Consider the following 18,001-nt stretch of genomic DNA (forward strand, 5'->3'; position numbering starts at 1 on the left):
GCCCTATCATACCCCGAGTCCCTTCGACTGACTCGATAAGGGAAAAACGGAGCGCGGTACAGACGGGACGATTTCGACTCTCCCGCCATAATCGGAGGCGTTTTAAATAGGGGAGAGTGACCTCTCAATGGACCTTTGAGATACGATGAGTGATCGAATTCACAGCATAGATACGCTGCGAGCAGTCGCTATATTTTTTATCGTCATCGCACACGTTCAGCCGTTTCGAGGCTTTGGAACGTACGGAAATTACGTTTACTTCGTGATGGACACGATCGGTCAGTTCGACGTTCCGTTCTTTTTCGTAACGTCCGGATACTTCTTCGCGGAGACGGTGAGCATCGACAACGTCAAATCTACCGTGAGTAGCTCCGTCCGGAAACTCGGTTCGATCTATCTGTTCGGGAGGCTACTCTCCGTAGCGGCGGTGATCGGTCTCGCGTTGTTCCGAGGCGTTCCCGTAGCGAACGCCCTCATCGCTCGCGGCATCGACGAGATTTCCACGGTCGATCTACTGTACTACGGAAACGCACTTTCCATTCCGCTCTGGTTTCTGACGGCACTGATCTTCTCCCTCGTACTCGTCGGTTGCTTCGTCGAGTTCGGAAAAACCCGCTATCTGCTGCCCGTCGCTGCGCTCGTTCACATCGTCGGTCTCGTCGGAACGAATTACCAAATGATCGTGGACGTACCGTTTCGAACACGGGATGCCCTCTTCTTCGGATTCTTCTACGTCGCTCTCGGATATCAAATCAGTTCGATCGACTGGACGCCGGACGAGAATCGTCGTCACATCTATCTCGGAATCGTCGCCCTCCTCGCCGGAGTCCAACTCATCGAGCAGTACGCTATCGGCTACGTCATTCGTGACAACGTTCTTCGCCAAGAGATATACTCCACGGAGTACACCCTTTCGACGATATTCTTCGTCCTCGCGCTCTTTGCATACGTACTCTCGAACCCACAGTGGGGGAAGAACACGATTCTCCCGAGAGTGGGGCGGCATGCCCTCGGGATATATCTCCTTCACGTTCCACTGCTCCGTCTCTTCCGGACCATGAACAGGGTTTGGGGTCCGATGATCGAGGTCAACCTCACGTCGACGCTTCTATGGCATCTGGCGATACCACTGGTGGTATACGTTCTTTCGCTGGTGATCTATCTCCTCATGGCGAAGATGCACGTCATAGAACTCGGGGGAAGCCATACTCCGTGGCTAAACCGTATCCTCTCACGTGGCCGAATTTCGGTGCGAAATAGGAGTCCGGACGACAATTGACGCCATGTCGGCGAACCAAGGAAACTCATTTCGTTCGGCAGTTCCTTCCGGCCTGTCTTATGCGTAACCAGCACGGGAACCACCGAGTCCGTCAGCGTCGTTCTATACCACATCTTCAGTCCCAGACGCTACCGATATGGCGGGATAGAACCGGATTCGAACAGATACAGGGAACTCGGTAGCAGTGGACACCAAATATAGACGGTATGCTGTTTATACAACTTACTACAAACTATCTTTCCGTACCCCACCATGAGTAATGACACACCGCTGGACCACGAGAATGGGGAGATGGTGACCACAGACACCTACTCTACGGAGTTCGACCCCATTACGGATCGCGCCAGTGAGGAACTGATCAGGGCTGTCGCAACACTCAACGACGTAGACCCTATCGAACTACCGTGCCTCGCGAATTATATCGATCCAGAAGCGCTCGATACACTGTTTAGGCCGCTATTGGACGGCACATCGCGTGGAACCAGCGGTAAGATGGAGTTCTCCTACGACTCGTATCACGTCACGGTTGAGAGCCGTGGGGTAATCAATCTCTCTTCCCACGGGACGGAGACGAACAGCTAAACCCGGTGACACGAGTGTGGTACAGAAGGGCGGAGTAGTTACACGTCGGTTGCGACCCTATCAGCGTCATAGTTCCCATCAATCGGCAAAATTCCGTGAGCGGTGCTTCGGAGCACGGTAGTCGAGACAGGGACGGTTCACTTCGAAGGGGTCGATAGGTCGGGGGACGAAAGATGGGCGTGATAAGAGCGTCACGGTTCGAGGTCATTCGACTATAATCTGTTCTACCAATCATCGAATCGACATTGTGTGTCCGGGGAAAATTGCCGAAAATTATTCGACACGCAATTAAACCTTCACTGAGCGTGTTATTAGTATGGCCCGCCCACGACTTCGATTTAACCGACGCACCCTCGTCGCGCTCTTGATTCTCGGCATCCTGCTTCCCATGGTCCTCTGGGCCGCAGGGGGAACGATAGGGAACGGTAACGGGAACGGGAACCCCTCGGTCGACGCCAACGTGACCGAGCGCTACAACTCCATCGACGCGTTAACCGGAACGCAAACGGTCGCTATACGGACCAACGGGACCGTCACATCCCGGAACTTCGCCACCGTCACGCTCGTCCCGGGAACCAACCGGAAACGGATCCGCTTCCGGAACGCATCGGATCGACGGTACGAACTGGAGGTCTCGAACGGATCGACGCTCTGGCTCCACGATACCGACCAAAACATGGTGACCACGATCAACTTGACTGGACCACCGACCGGTTCGCAAACGGCTATCCGACTCCAACAGCTCGTTGCGGCCGCGGGACTGACCGACGGCGAAGGTCGTCCGCAATCCGTCGGAGTGTCGCCGTTACCCGTCTTGCCGCGACGCACCGGCACTGCCCCCAAAATGGACGCGAACCGTAGTTACACCGTCGAGTTCGTCGAGACCGATACCGTTGGCGGGCAAGACGCGTACGTACTCGACATCACCCCGGAAACCAATTCGAGCGTGGCTCACTACCGACAACGGCTGTGGGTCGACACCGAACGGTTCTACCCCCTGCGCAAGCAAACCGCATGGACCGCTAACGGCACCCGGCGGTCGGTGACGACGACGTACACGAACGTGACGTTCAACCCACAGATACCGGCGGACACGTTCCGGCCCGACTTGGGTACCAACACGACAGTAGAGCGGAAGGACACCCCACAGACGGAGTGGTACCAAAGCAGGGCCGACTTGGAGGCGCGAAGTTCGATTTCGGTGCCGGATCCGACCGTACCGCCCGCGTTCGAACTGGTCTACGCGACACGGACAAGCGGGCGCATCGACGGGGTTGGACTCCGCTACGCCGCCGAGGGGCGCGAACTCACGGTTGCGAAGTTCAACTTCACCCTCGGTATCGACCCCGACGAGCGCGACTTGACGATCGGCGGTCGACCGGCGAGTCTCGATCACGGGCCAACCAACTCGCTCTCGTGGGACTGTAACGGCTACGGTTACACCGTCCGCGGAACCAATGTCGAAACGAAGCGCATGATCGAAGTCGCCCGATCGGTGGGCTGTCACGCCTGAGAGCGCACGAATTTCTGGGTCAGAAACTCGCCCCCCTTTTATAATATCCGACGGCACGTCCATCAAAATGCGATGGGATCAGACGAACTAACAACGTGCACTCTCGCCTGTAGTAAGGTGAGTTGGCCTCTGACAGCACGATGCTCCCCATCGCGGTCACCGTTGACGCAACAGCCCCTCCACAGTAGCTGTACTGCTTCAACAGCCCCGCCATACTCCTGGAACCGGTCGCCGCGACTGTCCGGGGCCAAAACCCATGGGCCTATTAATCCGAGAGACAGTCATTCGACCGAAACGTGAGTGAGGATCCTGCGCTGGGTGAGCTTCTCGACGTCCTCAGCGACGAGTACGCCCGGAAAATCCTCGCAGCGACGAGTATCAAACCAATGTCCGCACAAGAGCTTGCTGACGAATGCGATATGTCCAAACCGACGGTTTACCGTCGAGTGGAACGATTACAAGTCCACGGGCTCCTCGAAGAGCAGACCAAGATTCGGACCAGCAACAACCACTACAGCGTCTATACGGCTACGCTATCTGAGGTCTCCATCGAGTTGGACACGGGGTCCTTCGAGGCGGCCGTGACGCGCACCGACGAATCGTTCCCCGGAGAACGGGAGAGCGACACAGCCGACCGCTTCAAGAAGATGTGGGAGGACCTCTGAGATGACTTCCGTGGCCGCCATCATCGACTGGATCATCGTCGCGCTTGCCCTCGGGTCGACGCTCGTCGGTAGCTACGTGGGATACCAGGCCTATCGCGGGTATCGTCGCCACGACAGCCGAACGATGCAAGCGCTCTCGATGGGCCTGTTTTTCCTCACGGCCGTCGCGTTCGGCATCGCCTTCGTCGGTTCGCTGTTACTCCGGCAAGGCTATCTCGGTCTGCAGTATCAGCAACCGCTAACGCTCATCACACGGGTGTTTCAGTTCCTCGGAGTCCTGTTGATCGCCTACTCGTTGCATTCGCGGGGGTAGTACCGAGCCGATGGTCCGATTCGATTACTTCCATTTCCATTACTTTCATTCCCGGTAGTATTTTCAACGGCCGTGAATAACTGGGAAGTATGGCGACACGTACTGAGTCTCGGATCGACCGACCCAATGGCGAGCGTCCCGACACACTCTACGCGTTCGTCGCCGGTCTCTACGTCGCCATCCTCCTCACGCCGATACCCGTTCTGGGTGTTTCGACCGTTACTGCGGATGGTGGAATCCTGTACGTCAGTTATCTCTGTTCCATTACCGTCTTCGCGGCGATTGCTGGGTGGCTTATTTCCCACACTGACGGACTTGCAGTTCGGCTTGGGCGCCACGACATGATTTGGTTACTTGGGACCGTTCCATTTCTCCCATTCCTCGGCGTCTTCGCAGTGGCGGCAGGAATCGGTGCTACACCACCGGGTATCGCGGTCGTGCTCGCGATAGTTACGATGGCCGGTGGGATATTTACGGGCCTCCCGCTGGTCACGATGAGCCGGAACAGATACTCCACAGCCGCGCTCGCGGATTCCACTGAAATCATCGAGTGGGAAGCACGATGGCCAAAACGGTGGCGATGGTTCTCGGTCGGCGCGATGGGTATCGCGATAATCGGCGGTACCGCTGGTATCATCGCGCAAGTCGTGTTCGGCGTCGATTGGGGCGGTGATCTATATTTGCTACTGGCGGTATGGGCACCGCTTGCGGGTATGACGAATCCGCGGACGTTCCGAATCACCGACGTCGGTCTCGCCGTCGAGCGACCGTTACAGCACCGTGTCCGGCCGTGGACGGCGTACGCTAGCTACACGATTACCGACGAGGCGTTGGTGATACATCCGACTACATGGTGGCGTTCGAAGCTCCGTTGTGATCGATCCGATATCGACGATATCAATGGAGCCATCGCAGCGCTCGACGCCGTGTTGGCCGACCGCGCCGGTTCTGTATCTGAGAACTCATAATCATCTTATTGTCGAAATGACTCGAACGGACCGAACAGTCTCCCTCGTCATTCGCGAGTATCGTCGTTCATCCGTTCGTCGTCGTTCATCCGTCGTATAATATTGAGGTGCATGATGTGAAGATGGGTCCCGATTCCAAACAGGAGCAGACCGAGTCCGACGAAGAGGGCTGGCATAGTGAGCACCCCGATAGCTGGAACGGTCTCGTCGATAGTCGGAATCAACACGGCACCGACCAGGACGGCAAACGTGAGTACGATAACCCCGAGTCCCGCCTGCAAGTATCGGTAACAGGTTTTCGTATTCGGTAGCAGGTCGAAGCGGTACTTCTCGATCATACTGAAACGTTCTTTTGCGACGATATTGAACCCCGTCCTCGACGGACGTTCTCGGGTGCTATCGTGTGGGATCGATCACTCAAGAAACCATTTCATCCAATTTTCTGTCACTTTTGAACCCAATGGATTTATCTTCTTTTAGGCTAGCCTAAAAACTGATGCGCGATAGTAACTCGCGGGATCCACCGGCAAACCACCCTCCCGAAACCAGCGATGTTCGCTGGAAACCCTCGGATGGGGTCTTTCACGGTCCCACAGTCGACCGACTCACCGAACACGCTCCCGGCGCTCGTTTCGACCACCGGGACGAGACGACCACGATACTCGAACACGACCGATGATAATCGAAGATTTCGATCGTCCGACGGATGAACAGGTGAACGCACTCGGCGACGTCGATCCGAACGAACTCGGCCATTACAGGCATTTCGGGCACTCGTCACCCCAGATAGAATTCATGGGGACGGCTGCGTCCGCGAAAATCGTCGGGTCGGCATTGACCGTCCGAATTCCACCGGAAGACGGAACGATGGTGCACAAAGCGACGGAACTGGCACGGCCGGGCGACGTGATCGTTATCGACATGGGTGGACACACGACGAACGCGCCGTGGGGGGATATCACCACACACGCAGCAGTCGCGAGTGGTGTCGAGGGAGTCGTCATCGACGGATCCGTGACCGATACTGCGGAGATCAGGGAGATCGACTTCCCGGTCTTTGCCCGGTCCCGATGCAACAGAACGGTACAACGGTTGTCCGAGAGTTTAGGTGGCGATGTCAACGTCCCAGTCCAGGTGGGCGGTGCAGTCGTGCGGCCCGGAGACGTAGCGATCGGGAACGAAGACGGTGTGATCTTCGTCCCGCAGGACGAGATCGAACGGACGATCGAACGCAATACGGGTGACGAGGGAAGCGAGGAGGAACTGATCGAACTGCTTTACGACGGCGAATCGCTGGCCGAAATTTCGGGCGCTAACGATCGTATCGCCGATCTCGAAGACGGATAAGTCGAGGTAGCGACACGGAAGTCCCTAATTTGGAGGAACTATTCGCCGATTTCGTGGAGTGGATTCGGAACCGTTCCGTGGCCCTGGACCTTCGGACGGGTACTGTAGTCCTCGTATCCGTGGTCCAAGATGCGGTTTCGATTGAGACAGTGTTTCGCAAATTCGGGTTTGAACAAGTCGAACAGTTCGAATCGATCCTCGAGTTCGGGGTGCTGGCGGTGATATCCTTCGATAGTATCCCCGACCCGCCGCCAAAATTCGGCCTCGTCGAGATACTGATCACGTTCTAGCAGGTCGCTGACGTATCGGAAGACTCCGACGAATAGCGTCCCGAAGATGTGTTGACAGAGCGGTTCCGGCGGGAGTTGATGAAGGATGTGATGTTTGTATCGTTCGTCGTCACGGAGTTCGTCGGGAAGTGCGGTGTTCAATTCGGGCAGTTGCCGATCTGTAATCGCGACTTCGTCCACGAAGTCCTTGATAGCAACACGGACGGGTACCCCATCTTCGTGAACGAGAATCACGTTCGTTCCGTGCGGCATGAACACGGTACCGTACTTGTAAAGGAAGTGGAGCAGCGGTTCGAGCAACGTTTCGAGGAATCGATCGAGCCACGCCTCCAGTTCCATCCCCGACCGTTCGACGAGGCTCGTGATGACCGGCGTCCCGTCGAAATCCTCGTGCAGAAGCGCGGCGAGCGTGAGTGGCTCTTCCCCCTCGTCTATCAACGAGAGGACGCTCTCACGCCAGACGCATCCGAGTAGTTCGTGATACTGATACGGAGCATCGTCGATCTGTGACAGCTTCGGGTGTTCGTAGTTGACGCTCGCTATCTCACCGGGCAGGAGCAGTTCGTGCTCGTCTCGGAGGAACGGGTCGTCGTCCCGTACCGATTTGATGAACGACGTCACTCGCGGTGCGGCCTCCGCCTGTTCGCCGAGGAGTCCCCTGTAGACGTTCGTATTGAGTACACGAATCGGGAGTTTGACGTGGTGCTTTTCGGGATTCGATACGTTCGAAAACGTACGGATCGACTGTTGAGCGAGATATTCGTCGGGACCCTCCCCGAGCGGGACGATTCTGTCGGTCGCTATCTCCTCCGCAAACACCTGGACGATGCTGTCGTTCCACTGCCACTCGTGGACCGGCATGAAAAAGTAGTCGTCCGGGTCGAGTCCGTCAGCGGCGAGTTTCTCCCGAAACGTCCCGTAGCTTCCGTTTAATTCGTCGGAGAGGAGCGTCGTGTGGTCGATACCTTCGATCGCCGAAAAGACGCTTCGTTCCCCGTGGACGGCGATCCACGACAGGTGTTGTGGTTCCTTCGCTTCGGGCGTAAATTCGAGATAATCGTCGTACCCAAATCCGACTCGACCTTTGTTGTACGTGAACCACGGATGGCCCTCCATTTCGCCTTCTATTTCGGCGTAGGGAAGGTCGAGTATCGATTCGTTCTCACGGTTTCGTTTCCAGGTCCGCTGATGGGAGTCCGCGACGAGCGTGTTGTTGAATTCCCGTATGAGGTGTGCCGTCGTCGTCGGATCGATGCCGACGTGCTCTCGCACATCGATGATGAACTGCACGGGGTCGGTAGCAGGGGACCACGAGCCATCATCGGTGCATCGCTGAACGGTCCCCGACCGTACTCGATAGCTGTCGAGTAGTCGGCTCTGCCCATCGAACCGGTACGCTACGCCGTCACTCAGTTCCAATCGATATCGGTTCCACGTATCGCCCGGTTCGCTCCCGTCGGCAGGGACCGTCCCTTCCCGAGTCGGCACGAGAATATCCTCGTACAGAAACTCCTGTAGGATCTTCTGGAGCAACTCGGCGTTGACGTCTTCCCACGTTTCTTCCCGGAGTGCCGACCGGAGGGTATCGAGGTTTTCCATTATCGATCACCAGTAGTTGAGGGGAGACTGGTAGTTCGAACGATCACGGCCGTCTGTGTCGAATCGACTTTCATCGAGAATTTTTAGGTCCACCTAAAACAAAAACCTTTCCTCTCTCAGGGCTTTTATTGTTGTGACATTACAGATAGTATCTTGTTATCTCGAAGGACAAAACTTTTAGGTTGGCCTAAACACGATGAGTGGTAGAGACCGATGACAGGCGATTCGACGATTTCCGAGCGGTGTCGAGAAGAAAATGTCGACCTGATTCGATTGTTGTTCGTCACACAAAGTGGTGCGATTCGTTCGCACGCGGTCGACGTGTCGAAAGTCGAGACGGCCGTCGAAAACGGCGTGACGCTTTCACAGCTCGTCCAGACGTACAACGCCCTCGGGGTACGGGATAAGAGCGGCCGGTTCGATGCTGCGGGGGAAGTACGTCTTCGCCCTGATATCGATACGTTTCGCGTACTTCCATACGCCGACCGAACCGGAGCGATGCTTTGTGATATCGAGACGTTGACGGGAGAGCGGTGGTCGATCGACCCCCGTTCGTCGTTGCTCGAATTCACATCGAAGATGGACACGGCAGGATTCGAAATAGAATCCGCGTTCGAGAGCGAATTTCACTTGTTCGAACGGACGGACGACGGGATACGACGAGTCGATGAGCGCGGTGCGTATTCGACCGAAAGCACGCGGGAAACGCACGGAACGATACTCGACATCATCGATGCACTCAAAGCCCAGGATATCGACGTGGAGAAGTACTACCCCGAATACGCGGCCGGTAAACACGAAATCGTTACGGGTCACAAATCGGGCGTACGAGCGGTCGACGAATTCGTTCTCCTCAGAGAGACGGTCAACAGCGTCGTCCGAGACCACGGATATCGGGCCACGTTTCTGCCGAAGCCGTTCGATCACTCGACGAACGGTTGTCACATAAACCTCTCCCTTTGGAACGGTAAAAACGCCTTCTACGACGAGGAATCTGGCGAGTTAAGCCAAATCGGACGTCAGTTCGTCGCGGGAATCATCGACCACGCTCCAGCGCTCACCGCACTCGCCGCGCCAACCGCGAATTCCTACTGCAGGTTGCAACCGCAGATCGGGGCGGCCGCCTACGTCTGCTGGGGGCGGGGGAATCGTGAAGCACTCGTCCGCGTGCCCGCGCCCGAACCGGGAGATAACGGGACGTCGACCCGTATCGAGTTTCGCGCAGCCGATAACACTGCGAACCCATATCTCGCCTTGCTCGGCCTCCTCGCTTCGGGAATGGACGGTATCGAACGTGAACTCACGCCACCCGCGCCGATATCCGTCGATCCCGGAAACCTCTCCGAGGCGGAATTGGCCGAGAGGGGGATCGAACGGCTTCCACGGACGCTCGGACAAGCCCTCGACGCGTTGGAGGAGGATTCGATGATGAGGGAAGCGCTCGGTGCGGAACTGTTCGAGACGTACGTGGAGGTAAAGCGGAGTCACTGGAAGGCGTTTACGGACAGTGCCGTATCGTGGGAGCGCGACCGTCTACGAACGGTTTACTGACCAGCCATGTACGGCAATCCGCTCAAAGTACGGGTTCCATCCTCCGCAGTTCTGGCGGTCGTGGTCAGCACGTTCTTCCTCGGATTTGGAGGTGGGGTCGTCTTTCCGATATTACCCGATCTCGGCACGATTATCGGGATTACTCCCCTCGTCGTCGGTCTCATCCTCAGCGTCAACCGCATCGTCCGGCTAATCGCGAACGCTCCAGCAGGAGTACTGGTGGATCGGATCGGAACGAGAAAACCGTTCATCGCCGGGGTCGTGCTCGAAACGGCCGCGACGTTCGGCTACGTAATCGCCATGTATGCGCCGACACCGGCCGCGTGGTTTTTCGGCACCCGCGTACTGTGGGGACTCGGGAGCGCGTTCGTGCTGGCAACCGCGTATACGATCGCAGCGAACGTTAGCGAACACGAATCGCGCGGTAGTACGATGGGTCTCGTGCGCGGAGCGACTTCACTCGGATTTCCGGCGGGGATGGCGCTCGGTGGGGTCGTCAGTGAGTTTTACGGAACCGTTATCGCGTTCGAGGCCGCCGCTGGGCTCTCGGTAGCCGCGACGCTCATAGCAATCGTGGCGATTCCGGAGACGCACGCTGACCATCGTTCGGAGCGAGCGAGCATCTTGGACATCAACGTGACGACTTCGACCCTGGTCATCGGAGGCACCAATTTCGGCTTACTGTTCACCTACAGCGGTGTCGTGTTCGCGACGCTCGTTTCCTTTCTAAAGACGACCGATGCCGCAGCGGTCGTCGTCGGCCCACAGGGGACCTACGGTGTGTTGATCGGAATGAGTGTCCTCATCGGCTCCATCTGCTCGATTGCGGGCGGAAAACTGAGCGATACGCTATCTCGCCGTATGCCGGTCATCGTTAGCTGTTTGATCGTGCTCGCGCTCGGCGTGCTCGTCCTGGCGTCCGCGAACACGTTCCTTTCGTTGTTTCTCGCGATGGCGCTACTCGGCGTCGGTCAGGGTGGGGTGGGCGGTCCTTTACTCTCGCTCTTAGGGGACCAGACGAACCGGGAACAGTTGGGACGCGCCACTGGAACCTACAACGTCCTCGGCGACTTGGGAGCGGCCGTTGGACTTCTGGTGTCCCCCTCGGTCGCAGAGTTGATCGGATTCCGATCGCTGTATGCAGTGACGGTTTCAGTCCCGCTGATCGCAGTGGGATTGATACTCGTGTATCTGCTGTCCGAGCGAGAGAGCGTTCAGAAAGGGCATCTTGCGGAGTAAGGTTCGAACGGGAGAACGACGTCTCACCGGTCACCGAACGATCACCTAACGGCCGAGAAGTGGACGGGGACATCCGACGACCCTTAGTCGGATTTCGGAGCGACGATTTCCTTCGATACGAGCCAGTCACGTACCTCGGGAATGACGACGGGACTGCCGACAAGGCGAGTCATGTCTTGCTCGTCGACCACGGTAATCATAAATTGGCGTTCGAGCTCGTCGCGGTACCCATCCAGCACACCGTTCGGCAACACGATTTCTGTCGCATCACGAAACCAACTGGCATCGGACACACTCCGAGCAACGAGAATCACAAAGAAAACGCTGCCGTTTCATACTTCGATACAGGAGCAACTGCGTCCCGAACAGACCATTCACTCCAAAAGTCCGCGTTTCGGAGAGCACGATACATGTCTGTCAGAAATGCGTCGAAACATGTGATGCCGAAATCCCACTATGAGACGTCGAAGACGACGATTTCGGTCGACCCACAGATCGGGCAACGTTGATCGGTAGCCTCCAGTGTCGTTCCACAGTTACGGCATTCATAGACGAGGCCATCCTCGTCAGTTAACCACCGCCGCACTGCAGCGGAAATTGACATGACCTCTGTCCTTAGCCATCCAACATAATAAGAGTTTGGCCGTCTACCCGCCCCGGTATAAATGACGGTGCCACGAAAACGCAAGTAGAGCACTCAGATTTGCAAGGTTTTCAAACAGTACAACGGCAGTCCACCGTCACCATGGGAAAATCCTCCACGTCCTCACCATTTCGGTTCGGATTTTCGAAGTCGATCACTGGTAAGACGAAGCATTGAACGAAGTTACGTCACCATATTTCCGATGAAACAGAAGATCAATGATCGGTAAATCGGAGTTTCCCTTCGACTTCGTAGAGATGACCCTTGTTATACAGTTGTTCGACGATATCTTCGGCAGCAGGTCGCTCAAGATCCGCTTCCTCCGCGAGTACCGCATACGCACGCTCGTAGGGGAATTCTTCTCGAAGTGGGATTGCAGTCGTGAGTGCATCGAGGGCCTCTTGCTCAAGTGGTGTGTGTGGGGTCTTCTCGTTTGAGACCATTCGTACTATCAAAATAGGGGACACGACAGGTAAATCCTCGGACAAGGTTCGTTTGTGACACTATTACAGTCGCAAGGAGAGGAATAGGAGAACGTTTCATCACTTTAACTACACCGGGAACCGGACTGATGAGGTGAACACTCAGGAGTTAGCGGATACGAAACCACACTTTCCCTCGAATGAACGGGGAAATGTCCAGTTCTTAGACTTCGGTTGCGGTTCAGGACGGTTTTTACTAGTCCGCAATTAGAGTTAGTAAACTAGCTTTCTTCGAGTAGATAGACTTCGAGATAGGTAATATTTTTATGCGTCCTCTTATTGGCATTGGACATGGTAGATGATGGCAAGGAGATCCCCGATGACTCGCTCTCGGATATCTCCGAGGAGACGGCGACCGATCCACCGGTAGACGGCGGATCAAATCAGAAAACGATCCGTGAACTGCTCGAAGAGGATTCCGGAAAATCGGTCTTCGTGAACCGGAACCTCGTCGAACCGGATACCATCATCGACGAGGAACGCATCGTTGGCCGTGACGACCAACTCCAAGCGGTCGTTGCCTATCTCAAACCCGCCCTTCGTGATGAACGGCCGCCCAATATGCTCCTCTACGGTCCGTCCGGGACTGGAAAATCCCTGATCGTCAACGCCGTCTGTGGGCAAATCGTCGAACTCTGTGAGTCACAGGATATCAACTTCGGTGTCGTCAGCCTCAATTGCCAGCCGATCACCACCCTCGACCGTGCGGTGTACAAACTCGTCGAAACAGTCGCAAAAGACGTCGGTGTCGAAACCGGCGTTCCAGCAACGGGAGTCTCTACCGAGCAAAAGTACGAGCGACTGTACGACCTGATCAACACGTACTACGACTCGGTTATTTTCATCCTCGACGAAATCGACCTCCTGGTCGGTCGCGAGGACGAGCCCGCGTACTCGAAACTCCTGTATCAACTCTCACGGGCCGGGAAGACCGACACTATCCACGGGACGGTCTCGGTCGCTGCCCTGACGAACGACCCGAAATTCATGGAGAACGTCGACGGGCGCTCGGAAAGTTCGTTCAACCCCGAAGATATCCCTTTCTCCGACTACGACGCGAATCAACTCCGAGAAATCCTCGAACATCGTCGCGACGCATTCCGGGCCGGAGCTCTTAGCGACGATGTCATCCCGTTGGTCGCCGCATTCGCTGCTCAGAGTCACGGCGATGCTCGCAAAGGAATCGACCTCTTCCGGAAAGCAGGCGACCTCGCCGACCGGCAAAACAACGACATCGTTACGGAAACACACGTCCGGAATTCACAAGAAGAGGTCGACAAGGATCGAATGTTGACCCAAATCGAAGGGCTCTCGACACAAAAGAAAATCTCACTCTACGCGACGGCCGCCGTCGCAGTTCATACCGCACACGCCACCATCGCCGTGCCGAGTCCCGTCGGCTACCAGGTCTACAAGTGGATCACCGAACTGCTAGACGCCGACCAGATGACGCGTGAAACCTACATCAAATACGTCAAGGAGCTCAACACCTATGGAATCGTAAATGCCGAACGAAAGAGCCGTGGGCGCGGTCAGGGAATGCACATGGAGTTTTCCTTCTCGGATAACCCGAGACCGATTCTGGATCTGCTCGCGGAGGATTCCCGACTCACTGCGATCGCCGACGAGACGGAACATCTCAAGACCATCGCACAGACGAGGATGAAGAAATTCGAGAGTTCATAAAAATCGGACGCTCGTGGAAATCGGACGCTCGTGGAAATCGGACATCAAGTCGAAAGCATCCTCCGATGACCGCTAGAATTGCTCGTCGCATCCTTACCCTCACCGAAAAGAGATCGGTCGAGAACCCCGTTATCGAAGTGTATCGTCGGAAGTATCGAGGAAGCTGAGGTCACGACCCCGTTATCGAAGTGTATCGTCGGAAGTATCGAGGAAGTTGAGGTCACAACCCCGTCATCGAAGTGTATCGTCGAAAGTAACGAGGAAGTTGAGGTCACAACCCCGTCATCGAAGTGTAAATCAGGACTGAAATCGATAGCAGTCGTCTACTTTTGATCTGAATAGGACCCCCTTGTCGAAGTGTATTTCAGTACTTGTGAATTCACTGTTGCACATTCTGTTCATGCATTTAACGATGATATAGATCGGTTTGGGACACGGTTGCATAGTCACCCCGTCATCGAAGTGTAAAAGCCCATTTTCGGGTCAGTTACGATGAAAGACGCTCGATCGGTCCCGAAAACAACTCGCGTGCCGTTGAACTGTTCACGTAACCTTCCCTGTCGACCGTTACAGTCGGAAAAGTAGTGAACGAGAACCGAGATACGTTTCGGATCGACGTGAAGAGTGAGGAATTAGTGTCGGTTGATGACACCCCCACCCCGTTGTCGAAGTGTAACTCGGTACTGGAGTGGAAGGGGATGTAGTGGACTGGAGTGGACTTTTATTTCCCCTTTGCTCTCCCTCTTTTAATCACATAGAACTGCAGTACGGGTATTATTGAATGCGTATTGACTTATAGATTTCGATAATAGTAAACAATCGTCTACTACGCCGATTTCGGTAGGTTGAGGTGCTAAAACCTTCGATTTGTATCATCTGCCGACTTTCCCGCGCTTCTATGACTTCGTCACTCGCGAGTTTACACTTCGATAACGGGGGGAGGGGGTTCACTAAGAAACGGACAACTGGATAACATTTTCACGAACACGTTTTCACGAGAGCGAACTTCTCACGAGAGCGGACCATCGTACGCCCAACTAGCCGATTCGTTCCGACGACACCGTCGAAACAGATGTACCCTGCCGAGGCGGCTGATGGAGTGAGTATGCCATAGAGTACCCCCGTGGAGTAAGGAGCGTCCGAGGATGGGAGTATGTGTGAGTATTATTATCTCACTCCGTGTAGTCGGGACTCGTGACCAACTCCCGATATCCTGACCGGTGGACACGACGACTGTTCCAGAACCACGATCGCCGACATACATATACGGGACAGACATCGGCAGCGTTGTGTTCGTGGCGCGATGAATTTCGGACCGACCTACGGTCACTGTTCGGTTTTCCCGTTATCGAGAATAACGGCCTCTCCGACCGGAGACCATTCTGCCTTGGCACGACGAAGGAAGGAAACCACGAACGGCAGGATTGGCGAATCCGTACGGAAGTCGGCTTTCAACTACCGTTCTATTTATTACTTCCTGACGAACCGAACCCACCGTACCCGGTTGCGGTCACACTTCACGGGCATGGAGCAGGCGGTCGCGATGTGTGTGTCGGTCGGCCGGAAACTACGGAGCAGCGTACTCAAATCACGGACGAACGGCGTGATATCGCACTCCAGGCCGTCGAACGAGGCTATGCGGTCGTCGTCCCCGCCATGCGTGGGCTAGCCGAACTAGCGAACCACTCAGACGAGACGCTCGGCTACCGACCCTGTCACACGCTCCAACTACATGCACAACTCTTCGGCCGGTCGCTCATGGGTGACAGGGTTTGGGATGTCGCTCGTCTGCTCGATTTCATCGAAGATCGGTCGGATTTCGACGATGAGCGTATCCTCGTCACTGGACACTCTAGCGGTGGAGCAGTTGCACTGTTCACTGCAGCTATCGACGAGCGAATCGACGTGGCCGCGGTATCATCATATTTCTGTACGTTCGAAGAGTCGATAGCCGCGGTCGATCACTGCGAATGTAATTACGTTCCGGGTATTACGAAGTTGGGTGAACAGTACGACATCGCCGGACTCATTGCACCACGTCCGTTCGTCGCCGTCAATGGCGTCGAAGACGATATCTTTCCGATCGAAGGTACGAAAAGCGCCTTCGAACGCTTGAAACCGATATACACAGCAGCCGATGCGCCGGAGCAATGTACGTTATCTATCGGCGATGGCGGTCACCGGTATCATCCGGATGGCGTCTGGCCATTCGTCGATGACCGTCTGTAATCGATGAGCGGATACGTTCCACGGAGACGATCCGTTCCCTCGTCCACGGAGACGATTCGTTCCCCCGTCCACCGAGCACCGGAACGATACTCGCCCAAAACTTATTATCATATTCCATCTAATATTCGGTATGAGCTACTTCTGTATTTTGCTAATTATGATAGTGGGCACTTTAGCGAGGGGGTGACGTCCCCGAAACCCGATCGGAACTATATTATCACACTCAGAGTAATTATATTTATGGTGCCTCGGAGGATTTTATTACCTGACGATGAGAGATGTTATCACTCGCCGTCAGCTAGTGGCAATGACAGGAACGGGAATCACGGGATCGATCATGGGTTCTTCCGACGTCAGTGGAATCCTGAACTCGACCGACGTAACCGATTCCGAAACAAACAGTGATACGATGACCACAACACCCGACAGAAAACGGAACGAGGCCGATATCGTCGTCGCAAAGGATGGGAGCGGAGAGTATGAGAAAGTCCAGGACGCCATCGACGCGATTCCGACGGGAGTTCGGTCGGAGACGCGCGTCTACATCAAAAACGGACGATACAAGGAGAAGTTGAGACTGCCTCCCGACAAGACGAACGTCACTTTCGTCGGTGAGAGCGCTCAAGACACGGTACTCACGTACGACGACAATGCGGATACGAAAGATGAGTCCGGGGAGCCGATCGGAACGTCGGGTTCATCGAGTTTCTTCGTCAACGGGGACGATTTTACGGCGAGAAATATCACGTTCGCGAACGGCTCGGAACCGGTCGCGCAGGCGGTTGCTATCCGTATCAATGGGGATCGAGCGGTTTTCGAGAACTGCCTCTTCCTCGGAAATCAGGACACACTCTATACCCACGGCCACGACAGTCGGCAGTACTACAAGGAGTGTTACATCGAGGGCGACGTGGACTTCATATTCGGTTGGGCGACGTGTTTGTTCGAGAATTGCCACATTCGTTGTAAATCCGACGGCGGCTACGTGACCGCTGCCTCGACCGAAGCGGAGAAAGATTTCGGCTACGTCTTCAAGGAATGCGATATTACGAGCGACGCGCCCGAAAATTCCTACTACCTGGGCCGACCGTGGCGTCCGTACGCGCAAGTCGTGTTCATGCACACCTTCCTCGGCGATCACATCAGACCCGTCGGCTGGAAGCACTGGAACGACGAGCGGAATCCCGAGAGCGCGTTCTACGCGGAATACGACAATTCGGGCCCCGGTTTCACGCCGGAACGTCGAGCCGATTGGTCACACCAGTTGACCCGAGCGCAGGCACGGCGATACACGGCCGAAAACATCTTCGATGGCTGGAACCCGAGGCGACGGCTCTGTAACGGGCACCACTGACCTCCACAACTTGTACTGACCTCCACAACTTGTACTGACCCGTCGAATTACGACTGGAATTATCCGCCGATCTCCTTATTTTGGGCCGCCTCGTCCGTTCGTCGTCCTATTGTCGTATTCGAGTCGGGAAATCACGTGCGATGGCCAGTGACGAGTAATCGGCCGTGCTCGTCCAAAAAATCGATTCCGTTTGGAGTGTTGATGACCCCACTCGTTACAGCGGTACGACTGTTCATCCGCTCGTCGGGAATCCACACTACC

General features: G+C 55.6%; 16 protein-coding genes. 13 read left to right on the forward strand and 3 right to left on the reverse strand.

Going from position 1 to position 18,001, the window contains the following annotated elements; translation table 11 throughout:
- Nucleotides 1–145: 145 nt before the first annotated feature.
- The 6 genes from NKF25_RS12025 (at nt 146) to NKF25_RS12050 (ending at nt 5,320) form a co-directional block, all read left to right on the forward strand.
- Nucleotides 146–1,279 carry an acyltransferase gene (locus NKF25_RS12025; RefSeq protein ID WP_253226907.1) on the forward strand — a complete coding sequence of 378 codons (1,134 nt, stop codon included), beginning with the start codon at nt 146–148 and terminating at the stop codon, nt 1,277–1,279.
- 252 nt (nt 1,280–1,531) lie between these two features.
- On the forward strand, nt 1,532–1,861 hold the full coding sequence (locus NKF25_RS12030; RefSeq protein ID WP_253226908.1) for a HalOD1 output domain-containing protein: 330 nt from the start codon (nt 1,532–1,534) through the stop codon (nt 1,859–1,861).
- A 316-nt stretch (nt 1,862–2,177) separates the two neighbouring features.
- Nucleotides 2,178–3,374 (forward strand): outer membrane lipoprotein-sorting protein, encoded by a 1,197-nt coding sequence (locus NKF25_RS12035; protein WP_253226909.1) that lies wholly within the window; start codon nt 2,178–2,180, stop codon nt 3,372–3,374.
- Between the two features lie 296 nt (nt 3,375–3,670).
- Nucleotides 3,671–4,039 carry a helix-turn-helix domain-containing protein gene (locus NKF25_RS12040; protein WP_253226910.1) on the forward strand — a complete coding sequence of 123 codons (369 nt, stop codon included), beginning with the start codon at nt 3,671–3,673 and terminating at the stop codon, nt 4,037–4,039.
- Nucleotide 4,040: 1 nt separating this feature from the next.
- Nucleotides 4,041–4,352 (forward strand): hypothetical protein, encoded by a 312-nt coding sequence (locus NKF25_RS12045; RefSeq protein ID WP_253226911.1) that lies wholly within the window; start codon nt 4,041–4,043, stop codon nt 4,350–4,352.
- Nucleotides 4,353–4,441: 89 nt separating this feature from the next.
- Nucleotides 4,442–5,320 (forward strand): hypothetical protein, encoded by an 879-nt coding sequence (locus tag NKF25_RS12050; RefSeq protein WP_253226912.1) that lies wholly within the window; start codon nt 4,442–4,444, stop codon nt 5,318–5,320.
- Between the two features lie 47 nt (nt 5,321–5,367).
- Here NKF25_RS12050 and NKF25_RS12055 read toward each other — a convergent pair whose 3' ends face one another.
- A complete protein-coding gene (locus NKF25_RS12055) occupies nt 5,368–5,658 on the reverse strand; it encodes a hypothetical protein (RefSeq protein WP_253226913.1) in 291 nt (96 codons plus the stop codon).
- A gap of 158 nt (nt 5,659–5,816) precedes the next feature.
- Between NKF25_RS12055 and NKF25_RS12060 the strand changes: the two genes are divergently transcribed.
- Together NKF25_RS12060 and NKF25_RS12065 are read left to right on the forward strand one after the other, a co-directional pair.
- On the forward strand, nt 5,817–5,999 hold the full coding sequence (locus tag NKF25_RS12060; protein WP_253226914.1) for a hypothetical protein: 183 nt from the start codon (nt 5,817–5,819) through the stop codon (nt 5,997–5,999).
- Nucleotides 5,996–6,667, forward strand: coding sequence for a hypothetical protein (locus NKF25_RS12065; protein WP_253226915.1), 672 nt, complete (start codon nt 5,996–5,998; stop codon nt 6,665–6,667). The genes NKF25_RS12060 and NKF25_RS12065 overlap by 4 nt, the downstream gene beginning before the upstream one ends.
- 38 nt (nt 6,668–6,705) lie before the next feature.
- Here NKF25_RS12065 and NKF25_RS12070 read toward each other — a convergent pair whose 3' ends face one another.
- Complete coding sequence (locus NKF25_RS12070; protein ID WP_253226916.1) at nt 6,706–8,556, reverse strand: IucA/IucC family siderophore biosynthesis protein; 1,851 nt, start codon at nt 8,554–8,556, stop codon at nt 6,706–6,708.
- Nucleotides 8,557–8,769: 213 nt separating this feature from the next.
- Here NKF25_RS12070 and glnA2 point away from each other — a divergent pair, with 213 nt between their 5' ends.
- Both glnA2 and NKF25_RS12080 read left to right on the forward strand, forming a co-directional pair.
- Nucleotides 8,770–10,107, forward strand: a complete 1,338-nt coding sequence (glnA2, locus tag NKF25_RS12075) for a gamma-glutamylputrescine synthetase (RefSeq protein ID WP_253226917.1) — start codon at nt 8,770–8,772, stop codon at nt 10,105–10,107.
- Nucleotides 10,108–10,113: 6 nt separating this feature from the next.
- Nucleotides 10,114–11,346 (forward strand): MFS transporter, encoded by a 1,233-nt coding sequence (locus tag NKF25_RS12080; RefSeq protein ID WP_253226918.1) that lies wholly within the window; start codon nt 10,114–10,116, stop codon nt 11,344–11,346.
- 858 nt (nt 11,347–12,204) lie between these two features.
- Here the strand turns inward: NKF25_RS12080 and NKF25_RS12085 are convergent.
- The gene (locus NKF25_RS12085) at nt 12,205–12,432 is read right to left on the reverse strand and encodes a hypothetical protein (protein ID WP_253226919.1); all 228 of its coding nucleotides are present in this window, start codon (nt 12,430–12,432) and stop codon (nt 12,205–12,207) included.
- Between the two features lie 330 nt (nt 12,433–12,762).
- Between NKF25_RS12085 and NKF25_RS12090 the strand changes: the two genes are divergently transcribed.
- From NKF25_RS12090 to NKF25_RS12100, 3 genes are all read left to right on the forward strand, one after another.
- On the forward strand, nt 12,763–14,157 hold the full coding sequence (locus tag NKF25_RS12090) for an orc1/cdc6 family replication initiation protein (RefSeq protein ID WP_253226920.1): 1,395 nt from the start codon (nt 12,763–12,765) through the stop codon (nt 14,155–14,157).
- 1,194 nt (nt 14,158–15,351) lie between these two features.
- Nucleotides 15,352–16,386 carry an alpha/beta hydrolase family protein gene (locus tag NKF25_RS12095; RefSeq protein WP_253226921.1) on the forward strand — a complete coding sequence of 345 codons (1,035 nt, stop codon included), beginning with the start codon at nt 15,352–15,354 and terminating at the stop codon, nt 16,384–16,386.
- A gap of 307 nt (nt 16,387–16,693) precedes the next feature.
- On the forward strand, nt 16,694–17,740 hold the full coding sequence (locus NKF25_RS12100; protein ID WP_253226922.1) for a pectinesterase family protein: 1,047 nt from the start codon (nt 16,694–16,696) through the stop codon (nt 17,738–17,740).
- Nucleotides 17,741–18,001: the final 261 nt, after the last annotated feature.

Source organism: Haladaptatus sp. AB643, from assembly GCF_024136975.1.
Lineage (GTDB): Archaea > Halobacteriota > Halobacteria > Halobacteriales > Haladaptataceae > Haladaptatus.

Coding starts and splice junctions, on each gene's coding strand:
- NKF25_RS12025 (WP_253226907.1), top strand. CDS start 146: ATGAGTGATCGAATTCACAGCATAGATACGCTGCGAGCAGTCGCTATA.
- NKF25_RS12030 (WP_253226908.1), top strand. CDS start 1,532: ATGAGTAATGACACACCGCTGGACCACGAGAATGGGGAGATGGTGACC.
- NKF25_RS12035 (WP_253226909.1), top strand. CDS start 2,178: ATGGCCCGCCCACGACTTCGATTTAACCGACGCACCCTCGTCGCGCTC.
- NKF25_RS12045 (WP_253226911.1), top strand. CDS start 4,041: ATGACTTCCGTGGCCGCCATCATCGACTGGATCATCGTCGCGCTTGCC.
- NKF25_RS12050 (WP_253226912.1), top strand. CDS start 4,442: ATGGCGACACGTACTGAGTCTCGGATCGACCGACCCAATGGCGAGCGT.
- NKF25_RS12055 (WP_253226913.1), bottom strand. CDS start 5,658: ATGATCGAGAAGTACCGCTTCGACCTGCTACCGAATACGAAAACCTGT.
- NKF25_RS12060 (WP_253226914.1), top strand. CDS start 5,817: ATGCGCGATAGTAACTCGCGGGATCCACCGGCAAACCACCCTCCCGAA.
- NKF25_RS12065 (WP_253226915.1), top strand. CDS start 5,996: ATGATAATCGAAGATTTCGATCGTCCGACGGATGAACAGGTGAACGCA.
- NKF25_RS12070 (WP_253226916.1), bottom strand. CDS start 8,556: ATGGAAAACCTCGATACCCTCCGGTCGGCACTCCGGGAAGAAACGTGG.
- glnA2 (WP_253226917.1), top strand. CDS start 8,770: ATGACAGGCGATTCGACGATTTCCGAGCGGTGTCGAGAAGAAAATGTC.
- NKF25_RS12080 (WP_253226918.1), top strand. CDS start 10,114: ATGTACGGCAATCCGCTCAAAGTACGGGTTCCATCCTCCGCAGTTCTG.
- NKF25_RS12085 (WP_253226919.1), bottom strand. CDS start 12,432: ATGGTCTCAAACGAGAAGACCCCACACACACCACTTGAGCAAGAGGCC.
- NKF25_RS12090 (WP_253226920.1), top strand. CDS start 12,763: ATGGTAGATGATGGCAAGGAGATCCCCGATGACTCGCTCTCGGATATC.
- NKF25_RS12100 (WP_253226922.1), top strand. CDS start 16,694: ATGACAGGAACGGGAATCACGGGATCGATCATGGGTTCTTCCGACGTC.